Below are 18,989 nucleotides of genomic sequence, written 5' to 3' on the forward strand. Positions count from 1 at the left end.
TCCTATTGTATGTAACCGAAAATGGAAGCTTTGAAAACTTTCTTGTCGATTTATGTTGAGAAAAATGTAAATTTTTCGGTCATTTCATACATAGGAATGGCATGCATCCTGGTAGCATACACCACAAAAGCATCCACCGTCCAGCCTAAGTCTGGAAGTAAATTGCCTGCGGGACGTCCCTTTACCCGTAAATTTTCCAGCCGCTCCAGCGTAAACGGCTGCTCCTCACGGTATTTACGGGCCAATGTCAAATGGGGATTATACGTTCGCGTATCCGCCGTGAACCCTAACGGAAGTGTCGCGGAAACCACCTTTTTCTGCAGCTCCCTGAGCGGCTCGAGCTCCCCGGAAACCCCCGTCCAGAGCACTCTTGGCGAGTCCGGGAGGCCGAATGTGCCCCATTCTCCGAGCTTCAGCTGAAAGCCTTTGCTTGACGAGGAAACTTTCCGGAGCGCCGCGAACAGGGCCGGGATATCCTCCTTCGGAGTGTCGCCAAGAAATTGCAGCGTAATATGGAAATCTTCAAAATGTGTCCATCTGGCAAATTTAAGTCCGGAAGACACGCGGGCAGACTCATTTTTAAGATAATAGCGCAGCGCTTCCGGCAAAGGTATCGCGATAAACAGACGCTCAAATTCTTGCTCCGGCTCCTTATGTTCCATTCTAATTTCACCTTTCCAGGCAGATTTGTTATGCTTATTCTATACTTATCGTCCATTTCTCTACTGAAATGTAGAATAGGAGGGAACCAACATGACTAAATCCATCGTTTGTATGCAGCATTTGTCAGATGGGCAGCAGGAGCTGATCCGCGCCGCTGCACCAGATTATACCCTTACCCTCGGAGATTCCAGGAATCCGGACCTTGAGCTGCTCTCCGGTGCGGAAATTATCATCGGCTGGGGAAAAGGCGCCAGTGATACTCTTCTGCGCCAGGGTTCTCCGCTGCGCTGGGTCCAGGCCTGGTCTGCCGGTGTGGAGAAACTTCCGCTCGAAGCCATGCATGAACGCGGGATTCTGCTGACGAATGCCAGCGGTGTTCATGCCGAACCGATTACTGCCGTTATCTTCAGCTTCATGCTGATGTTCACCCGGAACATGCATACCGCTATCCGCAACCAGCAGAACCGCCGCTGGCATTCGGATGGACAAGAGAGTGAATTGACCGGCAAGACGGCAGTGATTGCCGGAACTGGCTCCATCGGCAGTGAAACCGCCAGAATTGCCAAGGCTTTCCGTATGAAGACGATCGGTGTGAGCCGTTCCGGCCGGCCGGTTGACGGCTTCGATGAGGTCTTCACGACCGGACAGCTGAAGGATTCCGTGAGCGACGCCGATTTTATTATCAACACTTTGCCGATCACCGACGAGACGCAGGGAATATTCGATGCAGACATCTTCTCCGCTGCCAAGCAGGGGGCTTATTACATTAATATTGGCCGCGGAGCGACTACCAATACGGACGATCTAATCTCAGCGCTGCACAGCGGACAGCTTGCCGGTGCCGGACTCGATGTCTTCGAGAAAGAGCCGCTGCCGGAGGATCACCCTCTGTGGGGGATGGAGCAGGTCATCATGACCCCTCACTGTGCCGGGGTAACCGACCGTTACGCGGACCGGGTAGTGGATATTTTCGTTGAGAACATGAAGGCCTATCTGGAGTCCGGAACGCCTTCACTCAATCTGGTCGACTACAGCCGCCAATATTAAGCCTCCGCCGCCTGGGCTGGCGGGGTTGCTGTGGGATATGCGGACCTGTTTGTAACTTGCGGGTTTAAAGTTGCCTCCTGCGGCTAAATGTTGTACATATTACAACATTGGATGTTAGATAAAAGGGTTTTCTAGAGAATTGTTGTATGAAATACAACAATTCTCTCGTTAATCTGCCGGATGGAGGCGAAATGATGCCTTTTGTACAACAATTTTCCGTTAACGTCGATCTTTTGAGGAAAATGTTGTATTTTGTGCAGGATTTCAACTATATAGACTATAGATTGAGCTGGAAAGTACCTTGCTCCGTAGAACCCTGCACTGGCAAGACTCCTGCGCAGACAAGTCTATTGTGAACTAGCTAGTGCGGAGTGCATTGCAATTACTTTAATTGTATTTCCTGCAGTTAAATAACGGCGAAAAAACGGATTTGCCCGGTTAACTGTATTCTGTACAACTAAAATAGCAGTACGTCTTTTTTCCCGGAGTATGGGGGATTTTAACTGCAGAGAATGCAATTAAAGTCCTCGCAGCACAATAACCGATCGCTTTAGTTGCACAAAATACAGTTAGTTAGTACTTAGGCAGCGCGAATTTCGTCATCAATTAGCCAAGGAGTTCGAGCCTGCAGTTCGAGCTAGGAGCCGGGAACACTCCCAGTTTAAGCTGTATAGCAATTTAGTATTAGGTAACATAACTTTGCTCTCCCCAGCACATTACCAAGACAAAAACAGCCTCTGCTAACCTAAGCAGAGGCTGTTTTTATATTCCCACATCACTATATAGTTTGAACTTGAGATTTACAACTAGGGAGAAGTGGCGGAAGAGAAGTTTGGAACTGTAGGAGCGCTAGCGTCCGCCTTTGTTCACGGATTTCCACCGCTACTAGCGGTATAAATCAAGAAATCCGGGAACAACAGCGGCCGGAAGTCCAAACATTCTCTGCAGTCACGGCGTATCCCTAAGTATTAGAATTTCACTGCTTCAGCCTATATAGCCCCCCTCACACTTGAAACCGAGTGACCGACTCCTTAAGCTCAGTAAGCAGCAGCTTCAGATGCTCGATGCCGTTGGCCACTTCCGTAGTCGCGCTGAGCTGCTCGTGAGCCGAAGCTGAAGTCTCTTCTACACCGGCCGCAGATTGCTGGGCGAGTGCCGAGATATGCTGGCTGAACTCGTTCATGGTTTCACTGGCTCCGGTCATCTGCTCCAGATCCTTGGCCATTCCTTCCACCGTGAGCGCCATTACCCCCACCGAGCCGTTGATATCGGCCAGGGCTTCGCCCGTCTCGACAATCTGCCGGCTGCCCTCTTCCGTCTTCGCCACGCCGCCGCGCAACTGCTCAACCATCGCTCTGGAGTCATGCTGGATTCCCTGTGTAATTCCGGTAATCTCCGCTACGGTCCGCTGCACATCCTCCGACAGCTTGCGCACCTCCTGTGCTACTACCGCGAAGCCCCGGCCGCTGTCACCGGCTCTCGCCGCTTCAATGGCCGCATTAATCGCCAGCAGATGCGTCTGCTCGGAGATGCTGCGGATGGAGCCCACAAGCCGGAAGATCCCCTCGTTCTTGCGGTTCAGCTCCTCCACCGTGTCCATAGACTGCGATACAGCGTCCGCAATCTGGTTCATTTGCGCCACCGAGCTTTCCATGAGCGCTTTGCCTTTTTCACCCTTCTGCCGCACCTGCTCCGAATGAAGCGAGAGGTCAATTCCCCTGCCGGCAAAATTCTCAATTATAGCGTTTAACTCCTCCACCGCCTTAGAAGCATCTACCGCTGCTTCGGCCTGGCTTCCGGAGGCTTTGGCCAGCTCTTCCATGGTCAAGGCAATCTGGCTGCTGCCCTCCTTGGTATCGGAAATCGTATGCATCAGCTCATCGCCCTGTTCCGAAATCACCTCGGAGACATTTCTGATCCGGTTCACCATTTCCAGCAAGGTACGGTTAGTTTCGTTAACGGTCTTGGCAAGCTGGCCGATTTCATCCATATTGCCGATCAGGGTATCCTCTGCGGTCAGATCACCGCCGGAGATCCGCTGCAGGTGTACGGTTACCTTTTTAAGCGGATTGATCATGGTCTTACGGATCACCATGTTAATCATTCCGATGACTACCAGGACAATCAGCACAGTTACAATACTCAACGTCAGGGAAGTGTGGAAAATCTTCTCGGAAACTTTGCCCTCACTCGCTGCTTCATCCTGAGTGTGTGCAACAAGCGCGTCCAGATCAATCTGCATCGAATTAAACGCCTCAATCCCCTTGTGGGATACCTCCAATGCTAATTCCTCGTCATTCGAGCTGCTGAGCAGGATCGCCTGATTGTTGACGGTCAGGAACTCTCCCCATTTCCCGACGAGCGACTGTAATTGCCCCAGCTCCTGCTCTCCCCGCAAGGTGAGCTTGTATTCCTTTAATGTATCTGACACTTTGCGGATGAATTCAGCCCGCTCTTCCGCAAGTGTGTTTTTCTCTGCGCTATCCGTGCTCAGAATATGCTGCATGCTGATCGCCATAACATGCTCTGTCAGGTAATTTACATTGTGGATTTTATCCAGTGCGGGAATGCTCTGATCAATAATATTGCCTGTGTTCTTCTGCATACCGTTCATTTGATAGAGCGAGACCCCGCCGGTAACCAGAACCAGTACTGCCAAAGCCGCATAACCGGAGGCAATCTTGAATCCAATACTTTTACTTCCTTTAGCTACTGCGGTCTGGCGCATTTTTTTAGTTCCACTCACCCATTTTTTAACTGCACTTTTCAGTTGTTGACCCTTGCCCATCTACGTGCGCCTCCTCAAACATTTTCCGAAAACATGACCGGAATTCCATTCTATTACATTCCATTTTCATAAAAGAACAAAAAAAAATAGGTTGCTAGTACTATTTCGGCAAAACACCCAAAAAATTTTATATGTATATCCAGAACTAATCGAGTAGGAGGGGGCGGCAAGCCCCCGTCCTCTCACACCACCGTACATGCGGGTCCGCATACGGCGGTTCCAAAAGGTTAACAAAGTTCCAGATAGCGTGAAAGTAAACTCTTCAGCCCTTTTGCTTCCCAATAGGAAGTCGAAAGGGCGTTATTCGTGTTCCGGGACATTTCCCACGCGCCTCGCCGCGAGTTGGCCATCTTAAAACAAGCCCACTTTGGAACCCCGAGTGCTCGAAGCTCGCGGATTCGTGTACGTACTCGTTTCCACTGTTTCCACAGACACATTCGAAGTCTCCTCCGAATCCACTGGTCCAGTGTTTGGAAGTGTGTCTTCGCCGAGGCTAGACGGAAATAACCGAGCCAACCCATCAGATAGCGGTTCAGTCGGTAAATCCTTTCTTCCATGGAAATGGACCAGGTACGTTTCGTTAGCTCTCGAATTCTCCCTTTAAAAGCTGCGAGACTCTTCGGAGCAATCCGAATCGTTGCCTGTTTCTGGCTCAGGAAACTGAATCCTAAGAACTTTCGGTGCCAAGGTCTCGCTACCGCACTTTTCTCCCCGTTTACTTTCAGTTTTAGCTTTCCTTCTACAAACCGACTTACCGATTCCATGACACGCTCGCCTGCTCGTTTACTCGCCACAAAGATATTACAGTCGTCCGCGTAGCGTACGAATCGCAAACCTCGCCCGGTCAGTTCCTTGTCCAGATCATCCAATAGAATGTTTGCTAGAAGCGGACTAAGCGGACCGCCTTGTGGCGTTCCCTCCCGGCTACGCTCCCATTTTCCATCCACCATAACTCCGGCGTTTAAGTAAGCACGGATTAGCGTCAGCACTCTTTTGTCCTCCACTTTCCGCGCCACTCTTGCCATTAGCATGTCGTGGTTTACCTTGTCAAAGAATTTCTCCAGATCCAAATCCACGACCCATCTGAGGCCGCCTTGGATATATCTTTGGGCTTGTTTAACGGCGTCATGCGCGCTCTTCCCCGGCCGAAAGCCGTAGCTGTACCACGAGAATTGTGCGTCAAAGATCGGGTTCATGACTTGTAAAAGTGCTTGCTGGAGGAAACGGTCCATCACAGTCGGGATGCCTAGCTGCCGTACACCGCCTCCAGGTTTGGGGATTTCCACCCGTTTGACTGGCGCAGGTCTGTAAGTTCCCGTCAGAAGTTCAGTTTTCACCGATGCCCAGTGCGTATTCAGGTAAACTTGTAGATTCGCTACCGTTACACCGTCCACACCGGGCGCTCCTCCATTTTGCACCACTCGTTTGTAAGCGAGTCGAAGGTTATCTCCTTTGAGCATTTGCTCCAGCAAGTTGTTCTGGTCTTCGCGAGAGGAAGGGACGACTTGTGCCGACGAAGAACTCGGCGCTCCGGCATACCCTGACGGCTTCACCGCTTCTCTTTGCCGCAAGCTCCCTTGCGAGATATTCTGCTGTCGTTGCTCTTCATGCGAACGCATCGCTTTCCTCTCTCCTTTCGGTTCAGCCCTTCCGTAAATTGTTGCAACAGCTTACGTACTATGGCTTCTGCTGACTCCTGCCAGTTCAGCGCAGCCTCTCAGCTACGGTTACAAGTTTTTTTTCTTGCTTATCTGACAGGTCTCCCCAGATAAGAACGTCATCTGTCTGCCCGCGACCACTGGAGTATACCGCGCCAGCCCTTGGCGGCTTTGGATTTCGTCATGTTTAGGTGACTCATCCGACTGACACAGCCTCAAATCCAGTTCGTGTACCTTGGCCCGTGCTTTTGCCTCCGGCTTCCTTCAGATTCCACCTCACGGTGGACACCCTTGCCCTTGGCTAACGGTAGGCGCTCGCCAGCCCCCGTTCGGGACTTTCACCCTAAAGATGACGCCCATGCTGGGCGTACTAAAAAAAGTACCCGCCAGCCAAACCGGCTGACAGGTACTATTGGCGCAGAGCTATGCCTAATCCAGATCGTAAATCGAGCCTACCTTTAGTCCATACAGCTCATTGTAGATTTTCTCGGCAAACGCATCGGTCATCCCGGCGATATAATCTGTCACCATATGCTCCCAGGTCCAGATGGGCCTGGCCGACCTCTGATCCTTCTCATACCGCTGCAGCCAGTCGCTCGGAATAATACTCCGCGAGGTCTCGGGATCCAGGAAGGCCTCCCACAGCCGCCGGAGGATCCATTCACTCCGTTTCTGCAGGCGCTGCACACGCAAATCGCGGATCATCGTTACCCAGGCGAAGCTTTTGAGCACACTGACCGTCCGCAGCATATCCTCATCCTCCTGGCCTTCCTTGATGAATGTAACCTTCTTCCAGTCCCCGTCCTCGATGACGCCGAGACTGGCGACGAAAGTACTGACCCAATAAGCTTTAACTTCACGGCGCGTGCGGGAGTAGTCATTCTCACAGGTTGGCATTTTCTCCATCCATACCCGAAGGAATGAGCTAAGCACTTCCTCCACCTTGGCGCTGATCGCCTCGGCCTGCCAGCCTGACCAGAAGGCATCCTCCAGCGTCGTGATCTTCTCAACAATCAGCCGCTGAATGTATTCGTCGTGCATGAAATGCTCGTGTACCTCTATCTTGCCGGCCTTGATGCCGTCTTCGAGGTCATGGGCCGAATAGGCTATGTCATCGCATAAGTCCATAAGCTGTGCTTCCAGTGTCTTCTTGCCTGCCGGAACCCCCCACTGGGTGCGGATCTCGTTGATGTATTCCCATTCATGCAGGTACATGCCCTTCTTCAGCACAGTACCGGGAAACGGATATTTGTTAATGCCCAGCAGCACCGCATCCGAGAGGTTCAGTCCATCGATATTCTCCCGTTTCTCCAGAAACATGATCAGGCGGAAGTTATGGGCATTGCCTTCAAAATGTTCATATTTACGCTTCATGCTCTCATGGATCGTCTGCTTCTGTACCGGACCGGCCCCGGACTTCGCGGCAGCCTCCGCTGTTTTCTTGGCAATAAGCCCTTCCAGCAGGCTGTCCAGCACCTCTTCCCCCTTATGCCCAAACGGCGGATGGCCGAAATCATGCGCAATGGCCGCACATTCCACGACCTCCGGATCGATGACCAATCCCGGATTCTCAGCTGCCCCCGTCTCTACCTCAGGATAAGAACGCAGCAGACTCTTGGCCGCTTCGCGGGCAATCTGCGCCACCTCCAGCGAGTGGGTCAGCCGTGTGCGGTAATAATCTCCGGTGCCTGCACCGAATACCTGTGATTTGCCTTGCAGCCGTCGAAAGGTCGGCGAATGGATCAGACGCGAATAATCGCGTTCATATGCGGCTCTGGATGTTTCCAGCCGGGTAATTTCCGGATATTGCCTATGCTCTCTTTTCTCAATTAGTGTCATCTCCGCTGCCCCTATTCCATTGTTCTGTATTTAGTATCTCATTATAAGTCATTTCCGGCAGAACTTTCACTCTAAAATGCGACCAGATAAGTTTCCGGTTCAGATGTTACTTTCATCTTTATCATTAACCTTCCAGTTCGCTCTATATAAAATGCATATTTCCCGGGGCAAATGGAGCATTCTAAGGCTCAAGCAGCGCAGGAACGGCTTATAAAAACACAGGGTGTGGAGTGAAACTTGAGACGCATGAAAAGAGGAATCCGAATCACTGCCGCGGCCCTTGCAGCGCTCGCGCTTATGCACGGCTCTGCAGACATTGCCCTTGGCAGCCCGAACAGGGCCAAGAACCGCTATTATTATGAGGAACGGGGCGACATGATCTGGGAGGTGCAGACCAGCCAAAAGGTTATTGCACTCACCTTCGACGACGGCCCGGACCCCTTCGAGACGGATGGCATTCTGGAGGTACTGCATGAATACAATGCGAAATGCACTTTTTTTGCAATTGGCAAACGGATCGCCGCTTATCCCGAGGTCGCCAGACGCGTCATTAATGAAGGCCATGAGCTTGCGAACCATACCTATAATCACGTTTATTTCAAAAAACCGGTCTCCGGGCAGCAGATTCAGGAGGAGCTGGAGCTGACGGAGAAGGAGATTGTCAAAGTATCCGGCAAACACAGCAGCCTGTTCAGACCGCCGGGCGGAATGTACGACGACACGATGATTGATGTGTCCAACAGCATGGGCCTGAAGCCGGTGCTCTGGTCCTGGCATCAGGATACCCGCGACTGGAACCGCCCGGGAGTCTGGAGCATCTCCAGCAGAGTGATCCGCAATGCCCGGAATGGGGATATCGTTCTGTTCCATGACCATGTCCATGGGCAATCGCAAACGAAGGAAGCGCTGAAGATTATCCTCCCCGAGCTTGAGAAGCAAGGGTTCCGGTTCGTCACTGTCTCCGAGCTGATCACGTTATCCGATGCGCAGCAGGCGAAGACAGAGCGGCACGGGACTTATTGAAGCTCCGTCTGCCGCTCTCCGCTTGCGGTCCGGGGGTTTCTTAGATTGCGCAGGTCCACAAAATAAGGTAGTCTTGAGCATTATAAGCATTATATGGCTACCTGTGACTTCTGCCGCAGTGCATCCCTGGGAGGGTTTAATTCATGTCTGAGAATACTTCCTATACCACCGAGGAAATCGCCCGGTTACTCAAAATATCCAAACTTAAAGTCTATGATCTGATCAAAAAAGGAGAGCTGCCCTCCTACCGTGTCGGCAAACAGATGCGTGTTGACCTCTCTGATCTGGAGGCATACAAGCAGAATTCCCGCAGCAGCGGGGCTTATGGGCATCCGCTCCCCGGCGGAAGCGGATTACAGGAAATACAGCCGCTGCAGACGCCCGCTTCCTTCGCGGCTCCGTATCAGGCCTTTGCCCCTCCGCCCCCCCATACCGGCAAAAGCACCAGTATGAATGTGGTCATTACCGGCCAGGATATGTCGCTTGATATTCTGGCGACCTATCTGGAGCGTACGCTGCCGTCCACCCGCCCGCTCCGTTCGTATGCCGGCAGTCTGGACAGCCTGATTGCCATGTATCACGGGGAATCGGATATTGTCAGCACCCATCTCCTGGATGGGGATACCGGCGAATATAATCTGCCTTATATCCGCAAGCTGCTCGTAGGCTTCTCTTATATCGTAGTGCATCTGCTATCGCGCAGTGCCGGGTTCTATGTGCGGAAGGGCAACCCCAAAGGCATCCGCGGCTGGAGTGATCTCCGGCAGAGCGGGCTGACCCTGATCAACCGTGAACGCGGCTCCGGGGCCCGGGTGCTGCTGGATGAGCAGCTCCGCCTGCTCGGAATTCCATCCGCATCGCTGGAGGGCTACGGAACCGAAGAGAACAGCCATCTGGCTATAGCCGGCATGGTGGCGCGGGGCAGCGCCGATGTGGGCATCGGCACCGAGAAGGCCGCCAAGATTATTGACGGCATTGACTTCATTCCGCTCACCACGGAACGCTACGATCTGGTCATGGTCAAGAAGCCCGAGAATGAACAATGGATCAGCACGGTTCTTGATATTCTGCGTTCATCCGCCTTCCAGAACGAGCTGAAGTCCATTCACAGCTATGACCTTACCGAAACAGGGAATATTATATACGAGACTTGAACTAGCGGAACAGCAAAGGGACGCCCGGCGGAGATATACCACCGGGACGTCCCTTTGCGCTGCATCTGTATTTCAATCGGGGTCTTCAACCCTTACTGCTGCATCCGGTCTACAATCCCGGTGAACAGAATACCTATCGCTGTAGCTCCGGCATCGGGGTGGCTGAGGCTCCGCTCGCCCACATAGCTTGCCCTGCCTTTGGAAGCGATAATGTCTTTGGTGTGCTCGGCTCCCTGCACCGCCGCTTCTGCGCCCTTGCGCATGCTGATCAGCAGGGCGTCGCCACTCTCCGCACTCTTCCGCTGAGCTTCAGCAGCAGGAATCAGTGCATCGAGCAGCGTCTTATCGCCAAGCTTCGCTCCGCCCCGCTTCTGAATCCCTTCCGCTGCATGCTCCAGCAGCTCGGCAAGTTCAAGTCCGCTTAGCTCTGTCCGGCCCTTGGCGTATTTCGCCGCGCTGCGGAAGGCCGAGCCCCAGATCGGACCCGAAGCGCCTCCGCAGTGCTCAATGATCACCATTCCGCAGGCTTTGAGGAATTCACCGATTTCCTCCTGCGGCAGCTCCTCCCATTCCAGTTTCAGCTGCCGGAAGCCTTTGGCCAGCGACATGCCGAAGTCCCCGTCTCCGGCAAAGGAATCCAGTTCACAGAATTCGACTTCCTTCTCAATGATAAGCTTCGCCATCTCATCTATCATCACTACTATATCAGCTGTAAGCAGCTTCTCCATTGCTTCCGCCTCCTAACATCTATAAGCTGCCGTCTCCGCGCTATAGTCGAGTGCCTGCTTCAGCTCATCATCCAGCTTCAGCAGGGTGACCGATGCTCCCGCCATATCAATCGCACTCATATAATTACCGACAAAGGTCCGGTATACCCTAATCTTGGCTTCCTCCAGCAGCAGGCTGACGGAACGGTTCAGAATGTACAATTCCTGCAGCGGCGTTGCCCCGAAGCCGTTAATCATCAGCGCGACCTCTTCCTCCGGGTTAACCGGCATATCGGCGAGCAGCGCCTGCAGTGCCTTCGCGGCCAGTTCATCGGCCGGAACGAGCTTTTCCCGGGCAATACCCGGTTCGCCGTGAATGCCTACACCGAATTCGATCTCATCCTCTCCAAGCGCGAAGGTTGGTGAGCCTTTGGCCGGCACGGTACAGGAAGTCAGCGCGAAGCCGATCGACCGGACATTGCGCACTGTTTTCTCCGCGATGGCCTTGACCTCCGGAAGTGTATCTCCCCGTTCTGCAGCCGCTCCGGCGATTTTATGCACAAACACCGTTCCGGCCACGCCTCTTCTGCCTGCCGTCGATGCATCGTCCGCTACGGACACATCATCGTTCACATACACTTTTTCCACGGTGATATCGTCATCTTCGAACGCCATCTCCGCCGCCGCATCGAAATTCATACAGTCGCCGGAATAGTTCTTGATAATCAGCAGCGTTCCTTGGGAGGAAGCCGTCTTCGTAATCGCATTGTAGACCTGAATCGTCGACGGAGATGCAAACACATCACCGCATACCGCCGCATCCAGCATTCCCTTACCTACGTATCCGCCATGCGCAGGCTCATGTCCGCTGCCTCCGCCGCTGATCAGAGTGACTTTGTCCGGGTTCAGCTCTTTACGCGTAATGATCTTGTATTTCCGGTTCCACTCCAGCAGCTCCGGATGGGCAAGCACCATGCCCTCGATCATCTGCACGACTACATCTTCAGGGGCGTTAATGATCTTCTTCATCTGGCTTCGCCTCCGCTTCCGCCCAGCCGGTCCGCAGCCAGAATGGCCGCATATACATCATACTTCGTCACCGGGAACGGCATATTATGAATGGACTCCCCTTCGGCACAGGCTCTTTCGGCCACCGGCATCAGCCGGGCTTCACTGATATCTGTAACACCCAGGTCCTTCAGGCAGGTAGGTAATCCGAGCGACTTGCAGAAGCCAAGCACCGTGTCCAGTTCTTCCTGCGGCGCATTCTCCAGCACCATGTGCACCAGCGTGCCGAAAGCCACCTTTTCCCCGTGATAATAATGATGAGTCTCCTCCAGAATGGTCAGCCCGTTATGCACGGCATGCGCTGCGGCCAGTCCCCCGCTCTCGAATCCAAGCCCGCTGAGCAGGATATTCGTCTCGATAATATTCTCCAGCGCCTGCGTAACTACCTTGCTGTCATTGGCCGCTTTGGCCTTCAGTCCGTCCTCCAGCAGTGTTTCGTGGCAGAGCCGGGCCAGCTCCATCGCCGCCTTCGTGCTTACGGCCCCGGAATTGTTATAGGTGAACCCTCTGACACAGGATCTCGCCTCAAAAAAGGTCGACAGCGCATCCCCCATCCCGGCCACCAGAAAACGCGTCGGCGCATTGGCAATGATTCCGGTATCCACCAGCACCACATTCGGATTCTGCCGCGCATACAGATAGGATTCGAACTCGCCATGCTCCGAATAAATAACGGAAGAGCCGCTGCACGGCGCGTCGGTCGCCGCAATCGTCGGTACGACAATAATCGCAATTCTCGCCCGGTTGGCGATCGCTTTGGCTGTATCCAGCGCCTTGCCGCCGCCGAGGCCAACAATCACATCACAGCCTTCTGCTGCCGCGAACTGCTCCAGCCGGCCGATCTCCTTAAGCGTACATTCCCCGCCGAACCCGCCGGTTACGAATTCGAACCCGCCTTTGGCAACCGCTTTGTCCAGGTATTCCTGAACCCGGGCCTGATCATCCTTATGCGCCACCAGCAGCGCTTTCCGTCCATAGATCGTTACATAGTCCCCGATATTGTACAGTTCATCCCTGCCCTGAACATATTTAGAGGGAGAGGTTAGTATTTTTCTCATTTCACAGCACTCCTTAGGCAGGATTTGTAAACGCTTCCTATTCAGTATAAATGCTTTGCTGCTGTTTGGCATTGCACGATCCTGTATAGAACTATTCCGTCATTTCATCCTATAAACTCCCAGCGCAGCGCGGATTATGCACGGCTCTTCAGGCGGTAGACCGCCGGTGTTTCTCCTGTAGCTTTTTTGAAGGTCCGGATGAAATACCCGCTATCCTCAAAACCCAGCGAATACGCGATGCTCACTACAGATTCTTCACCCTCCACCAGACTACGTTTCGCTTCCTCCAGCCTAAGGCTATTTATATAGGAAGAAAAGGTGCTGCCCGTCTCCTGCCGGAACAGTCTGCTGAAATAGTCCGCGCTGATCCAGCATAACTGGGCCATGTCCGCCAGTCTCAGCCGCTCCCGGAAATGCCCATGCATATGCTCCAGCGCCGGCTTCAGCCTCAGGCTGCCGCCTATTGTGCCCGGAGCTTGTTTCCTGTCAGCGGGCTGGTCCGCCTCCTCCTGTACCTGCTGCCGGGGAATCTCTTGTACTTGCGCTGCTCCTTCTGTAAGCTTCACATCCGCAGCAGCTGCAGAAGTGCCGAATACATAGGTCCGATTCCTGGCGCCTATCCTGCCGGTTATATAATGGCTCATGTGGGTGACCAGACGGGCTACGGATTCGATCCGTTCATAAGACATCTCCGGAAGGCTCCGGTAATATTCCTCCAGCATGCTGTCATGCTCCCTTTGATCTGGAGTGCTGGTTGCGCTCAGCATATCAAGCTTCTTACCGGTATCCTGTGCGGGAATAGAGATCTGCCCCAGCATAATGGAGCCAAGGTACTTGCTGCCGACTACCAGCGGTACCGCCATATCCACAATCCCCATATGGCATTTATAGACATAGGGACGCTGCATACTCTGTGCGGCATATCCCCCGCGGTAATCACAGCTCTCACATAACCGGGAGGACTGGGTGGCCGATCTCATCGCTCTGCAAAAGTCCGTGCATTTGCTGTGCCGGGTCACCGGCTTGCCGCCAGCATCAACCGTAAGCACAGCCATATCCGTCACCGCAGCAAGATCGTCCTGAATGATCTGCAGCGCCTGTGTATCCACGACATCCTCAAGCAGTTCCAAAGAGTTCCTCATGAGTCCCTCCATTATCATTCAAATTATATCTAAAATTATAACATGATAACGATTGCAACAAGGGGATTCGGCGCAAACATTTTCAATTCTTGATCCTAGCCGACCGTAGTGCCGTTATTTATCGAAAGGGAAACGTTGTGCCGGGCTTAAAGGCTTATGCACACTTGCGTTCTCTCCAGCAGGCGACCAGGTACTTGTCCAGCCCACTTCGGGCGGAATTCGCCTACTTCGGGCGGAATCAAGAGCTTTTATGCTCTTGATTGGCTCGTCCAGACCAATTGTATTCGAAATATCGAATACAATGAACTACTGTGAAGGTAACCAGACCCAATGTATGCGAAAAACCGAATACAATGAGCTACTGTGAAGGTATCCAGACCCAATGTATGCGAAAAACCGAATACATTGAGCTACTGTGAAGGTAACCAGACCAATTGTATGCGAAAAACCGAATACAATGAGCTACTGTGAAGGTAACCAGACCCAATGTATGCGAAAAACCGAATACATTGAGCTACTTTGATGGTAACCAGACCCAATATATGCGAAATTTCGAATACATTGTAGCCACTGTGAAGGTATTGCGCCCTTCCTTCTCTCAACCCTCCCACTCCTTTAAGCTCTCCCTTTCGAAGGAGCACTTAACCGTAAATTCTTATATTTACAACTAAAACAACGCCCACCCCGGTACAGGATGGACGTTGTTCTTTTCAAACCGCTATGATTTGGATTCCGTGATCACAATAACATCCCGGCTATAGCTCCCCCCGGCAAACTCCAAGCCTGCCGGCTCTTCCTTGCGGGGCAGCAGCGCTTCGGCAATGATATTGCCGGTGTGATCGAGGTAGCCCGCTACCTCTACACTATTATGGTATAAGCAGATTTCATCCACTCGATCTCCCATTATAATACGCAGGGCCGTTGCCTCTTCAGCAGATAGCTCTTTCCCGTTCATCCGTGCAGGCAGGGGCTCAATGGTCACCTTAGGTTTCTCCGTTCCGAACGGAACGGCAAGCGTTACGATTGCCGTCCTCCCCGTCACAGTTAGCGAACGCTTCACCACCGGACTCTCAGCATACTCCCCCTGCTTGAAGATCAGGCCCTGCTCAAGCACCAGCTGGTCCTCAGCGTGGCCGGATGGCAGATGCAGCAGCAGCAGATTAGCCCCCTTCAGTTGAGTGGACACTTCCCCGCTGCGGCAGTCATATCCCGCTCCGCCTGTAGGCAGATGAAAGTACTGCTCATAACGGTGCTGTTCCTCCGCTTCAAACAGATCCACAATCAGCCAGTAGCTGTTCTTGATGAACAGCACCTTGCGGGAATGGATGACCGGATCATCGTAACGGGTATAGCCGTAATGGCTCGCGAAGCTGTAGTCATAGGCTGCACTGGACTGGACGTCCCAGATTCTGCAGGCTGCCGTAGTCGGCGTATTCCAGTGAAAGCTGCGGACATGCTGGTCCTGGCCATCCACCACTACGGTATTATGGGCCCGGGTGGATACCGTATATTTACGCTCCTTGTTCCACTCGAATAATCCCATGCCTGAATCCGCCAGCAGCTCGCGCCCTCCGGCGTAGAGCACCAGGCTCAGCGCATCCGAATGGGCATGTCCGCCGACTCCAATCCCTGCACGCATCGCCATGTACATGTCTTCCCTGCTCCAGCCCTGTCTGGAGGTAATGTAACCTCCAATCGGGAAGCAGGCTGCCGTTTCGGCAGGCTGCTTCGCCTTCAGCTGCTCATATTGCTGCACCGCTTCCGGCCCTATTCTCCAGAGCAGCGAGAACGGCAGCCGCTCATGCCCCAGCGCTTTGAAATCGCCGCGCTGATACAGATAAGCGCCCAGACTCATGACATTGCGCAGCTCACTGACCACCTGCACATCCGTATCGCCGAATTTGACCAGCTGTCCGTCGGGGGCCAGCAGATGCATCGTCACGGTGAACATTTTCTCCAAGGTGTCGCGATACTCCCCGGCGTCAATTCCAAGCTTATGGAACAGTGCCACCAGTTCATACAGATCGCGCATCACGATCAGATGATAATTCGGACTGCCTTCGAACTGTACCCCATCCGCATATACGTTCTGGCGGATATATCCCGGCAGCTCACGCAGCCCGTACTCCAGCCATTCTGCGGAATCCTTCAGCTCCGGCAGGAGCAGCGCCGTCTGGATCAGCCCCCGCAGCTGCATGCAGACATGGTTGCCGCCGCTGGCATGATATTTGCGCACATACTGCCCGTGCTCCTGGAAGGACTTGATCAGCTTCAGCTTAACCGCAGGTTCAAACGCAGGTGAGCTGAAGAAGATAATGAAGGCTTCCGGCAGCATAAACAGCCGCACCCCGACAGACAGCGGGTCCCAGGTCGAATGCTCGGAACGGAACGTATCATCGACAGGCATCCTATTATCATCGATGAAGTCGCTGATCATGTCATTGAAGCATTTGGCGTATTTCTCATCACCGGTCAGCGCATAAGCTCTGGACAGATGCTTCACATATACGAACCGGGTCAGATGCAGCTGATACTGTGAGCTGTCATACAGCCAGCTGTTCCAGTCATAGGTTCCACGCGGAAAGACCACTCTTTTCCCTTTAAATAGCGGGATATCCCCTTCCACGATCCGGTCTGCCTCAGCGATTGTCTGCTGCGCTTCCTCCTCATGGCCGTAGTAGCTTGCGGCATACGCCTGAAGCTTGGGAACATCCTTCACTTCAAAGTAATATCTCCCGTTGTTACCTGCTGCAATGACCTCCAGATAGGCATTCCGTGCAGCCGGGACATCACCTGTCTTCAGCTGTGCGGCCACACCGGCAAGCTCAGGTCTGCTCAAGTCCAGCATGGTGCCGAGGAATTCTTCATCCGACAGCTGCGGCTTTGTATATATAGGATTATGGCGCAAGTCTTTATATCCAATCGTCATTTGAACCCTCACCTTTATTGGTTTAACGGATCTCATCCGCGTCTATTCCTTGATCGAACCCAGCATGGCTCCCTTGGCAAAATACTTCTGCAGGAACGGATACACGATTACAATAGGCAGCATAGCGAGCAATATCGCCGCATTCTGGACATTGGGTCCAAGGTTGGCCGCAAGCTGTGCGTCAACTGCAGCCTCTGCCGAAATATTGGAGGCGCTGATCGCCACCATCTGCCGCAGGAGCGGTTGAATCGGCCAGCGTGATGTATCATTCAGATAGATGACCGCAGAGAAGAACTCATTCCAGAACTGCACCATGAAGAACAGCGTAAACGTGGCGATGATCGGCTTGGACAGCGGGAGCACGACCGAATACAGAATTCTGAACTCTCCTGCCCCGTCAATTCTTGCCGCTTCATCCAGACTTTCCGGCAGGCTCTGGAAGAACGAGCGGATGACCATGATATTAAAAGCACTGGAAGCCGCCGGAAGCACCACTGCCCAGTAGGAATCGATCAGACCCAGATTTTTGACCACCAGATAACTGGGAATCATACCGCCGTGAAAGATCATGGTGAAGAAAATAATCAGCAGCATGATGCGGCGGCCGGGCAGAAACTTCTTGGATAAGGCATAGGCCAGGGTAATCGATACAAACAGGCTAAGCAGCGTACCCATTACCGTGATAATCACGGAGTTCTTGACCGAGGTCAGGAACGTATTCGCATTCAGCAGATAGCTGTAAGCATCCAGCGTCCAGTGCTTGGGCCAGATGAAGAAATTCCCGGCCATTGAATCTCCGGGCGGACTGAAGGATACCGCGATAATGTATAGAAAAGGCAGAATAACCAGCAGACTGATTAAGCAGATAATAACTACAATAATGGTGTCAAACCATGTTGCCTTGAGCTTCATAACGTCTCCACTCCTGTTCTTGTTCTAGAATATGCCTTCTTCGCCAAGCAGCTTTGCCGCATAATTGGCCCCGACTACAAGGATCAGACTGGCAACGGATTTGAACATGCCTACGGTAATCGCGAAGCTGTAATTGAATTGCTCCAGACCGATATGGTAGACGAACAGATCGAACACATTGGAGACATCCAGGTTGAGGCTGTTGGTCATCAGGAAGATCTGCATAAAGTTGGAGTCCATAGAGGAGCCCAGACGGAGCAGCAGCAGTATAACAATCGTGCTCTTGATGCCGGGGAGGGTAATATGCCAGATGCTCTGCAGCCGGCTCGCTCCATCCACTTTGGCCGCTTCGTACTGCTCCGGGTTGATTCCTGCCAGTGCCGCCAGGAAGATAATTGTCCCCCAGCCTGCATCCTTCCAGATGGACTGGAAGATGACCAGCGGCCGGAACCATTCATTGCTCACCAGGAAATTGGCATTGCCGTCAAACCACTGGCTGAGATAATGATTAATAACGCCTGAAGGCCCGAAGAACGAAATCGTAATCCCGTAAATGACGACCCAGGACAGGAAATGAGGCAGATAGACGATCGTCTGCGACACCCGTTTGAACACTTTGAGCCGCACTTCATTCAGGAGTAACGACAGGAGTATCGTAAACGGAAAATAAATGATCAGGTTCAGCAGGCTGATCAGCAGTGTATTTTTCAGCAAAATATAGAAATCGGAGGTTCCGAAAAACTGTCTGAAATTATCCAGCCCCACCCACGGGCTGTCCATAATGCCTTTGAACGGGCTGTACTCCTTGAAGGCTAGAATAAGTCCCGACATCGGGATATAATGAAAAACCAGAAAATAGAGAATGCCCGGTGCCGCCAGTAAATAGAAAGGCCATAATTGATTAAACCGTTTAGGACGCAAAGTTCTCTGCACAGGCTAAACCTCCTTATCCATGGGCAAAAGAAAGGGGAAGCCCCCTCCTTTGCCTCTGTGTATATTTA

The 18,989-nt window shown here is 52.7% G+C and carries 12 protein-coding genes and 1 pseudogene; 3 read left to right on the top strand and 10 right to left on the bottom strand.

The genetic code is table 11. The features are described 5' to 3' along the window. Positions 1 to 50 precede the first annotated feature (50 nt). Positions 51 to 662, bottom strand: a complete 612-nt coding sequence (thpR, locus tag NYE33_RS34770) for an RNA 2',3'-cyclic phosphodiesterase (protein WP_341069889.1) — start codon at positions 660 to 662, stop codon at positions 51 to 53. Between the two features lie 91 nt (positions 663 to 753). Here thpR and NYE33_RS34775 point away from each other — a divergent pair, with 91 nt between their 5' ends. Continuing rightward, positions 754 to 1,710, top strand: a complete 957-nt coding sequence (locus tag NYE33_RS34775) for a D-2-hydroxyacid dehydrogenase (RefSeq protein WP_042134025.1) — start codon at positions 754 to 756, stop codon at positions 1,708 to 1,710. 1,003 nt (positions 1,711 to 2,713) lie between these two features. On the opposite strand, the gene NYE33_RS34780 is transcribed toward NYE33_RS34775, so the two are convergent. From NYE33_RS34780 to NYE33_RS34790, 3 genes are all read right to left on the bottom strand, one after another. Next, entirely contained in the window at positions 2,714 to 4,498 is a 1,785-nt protein-coding gene (locus tag NYE33_RS34780; protein WP_076242277.1) for a methyl-accepting chemotaxis protein, read from the bottom strand. 227 nt (positions 4,499 to 4,725) lie between these two features. Beyond that, complete coding sequence (ltrA, locus tag NYE33_RS34785; protein ID WP_081969899.1) at positions 4,726 to 6,117, bottom strand: group II intron reverse transcriptase/maturase; 1,392 nt, start codon at positions 6,115 to 6,117, stop codon at positions 4,726 to 4,728. 468 nt (positions 6,118 to 6,585) lie between these two features. Next, positions 6,586 to 7,995 (bottom strand): deoxyguanosinetriphosphate triphosphohydrolase family protein, encoded by a 1,410-nt coding sequence (locus NYE33_RS34790; protein ID WP_042134021.1) that lies wholly within the window; start codon positions 7,993 to 7,995, stop codon positions 6,586 to 6,588. A 246-nt stretch (positions 7,996 to 8,241) separates the two neighbouring features. Here NYE33_RS34790 and NYE33_RS34795 point away from each other — a divergent pair, with 246 nt between their 5' ends. Next, positions 8,242 to 9,018 carry a polysaccharide deacetylase family protein gene (locus tag NYE33_RS34795; RefSeq protein WP_042134019.1) on the top strand — a complete coding sequence of 259 codons (777 nt, stop codon included), beginning with the start codon at positions 8,242 to 8,244 and terminating at the stop codon, positions 9,016 to 9,018. A 143-nt stretch (positions 9,019 to 9,161) separates the two neighbouring features. Next, positions 9,162 to 10,172, top strand: a complete 1,011-nt coding sequence (locus NYE33_RS34800; RefSeq protein ID WP_042134017.1) for a substrate-binding domain-containing protein — start codon at positions 9,162 to 9,164, stop codon at positions 10,170 to 10,172. A 92-nt stretch (positions 10,173 to 10,264) separates the two neighbouring features. Here the strand turns inward: NYE33_RS34800 and dhaK are convergent. The 6 genes and pseudogenes from dhaK to NYE33_RS34830 all read right to left on the bottom strand — a co-directional run bounded on the left by dhaK (position 10,265) and on the right by NYE33_RS34830 (position 18,921). Next, positions 10,265 to 11,908: pseudogene (gene dhaK / locus NYE33_RS34805) on the bottom strand (dihydroxyacetone kinase subunit DhaK). Then, positions 11,905 to 13,005: a glycerol dehydrogenase gene (locus tag NYE33_RS34810; protein ID WP_341069891.1), complete on the bottom strand. Its 1,101-nt coding sequence runs from the start codon at positions 13,003 to 13,005 to the stop codon at positions 11,905 to 11,907. Before NYE33_RS34810 ends, dhaK begins: the two are co-directional and overlap by 4 nt. Positions 13,006 to 13,139: 134 nt before the next feature. Beyond that, on the bottom strand, positions 13,140 to 14,147 hold the full coding sequence (locus NYE33_RS34815) for a PocR ligand-binding domain-containing protein (RefSeq protein ID WP_341069892.1): 1,008 nt from the start codon (positions 14,145 to 14,147) through the stop codon (positions 13,140 to 13,142). Positions 14,148 to 14,865: 718 nt separating this feature from the next. After that, entirely contained in the window at positions 14,866 to 17,076 is a 2,211-nt protein-coding gene (locus NYE33_RS34820; protein ID WP_076247442.1) for an alginate lyase family protein, read from the bottom strand. Positions 17,077 to 17,118: 42 nt separating this feature from the next. Continuing rightward, positions 17,119 to 17,988: a carbohydrate ABC transporter permease gene (locus NYE33_RS34825; protein ID WP_042134005.1), complete on the bottom strand. Its 870-nt coding sequence runs from the start codon at positions 17,986 to 17,988 to the stop codon at positions 17,119 to 17,121. A gap of 24 nt (positions 17,989 to 18,012) precedes the next feature. Beyond that, entirely contained in the window at positions 18,013 to 18,921 is a 909-nt protein-coding gene (locus tag NYE33_RS34830) for an ABC transporter permease (RefSeq protein ID WP_042134003.1), read from the bottom strand. Positions 18,922 to 18,989: the final 68 nt, after the last annotated feature.

This window comes from Paenibacillus sp. FSL R10-2199, assembly GCF_038000235.1.
Classification (GTDB): Bacteria; Bacillota; Bacilli; order Paenibacillales; family Paenibacillaceae; genus Paenibacillus_AQ; species Paenibacillus_AQ phytohabitans.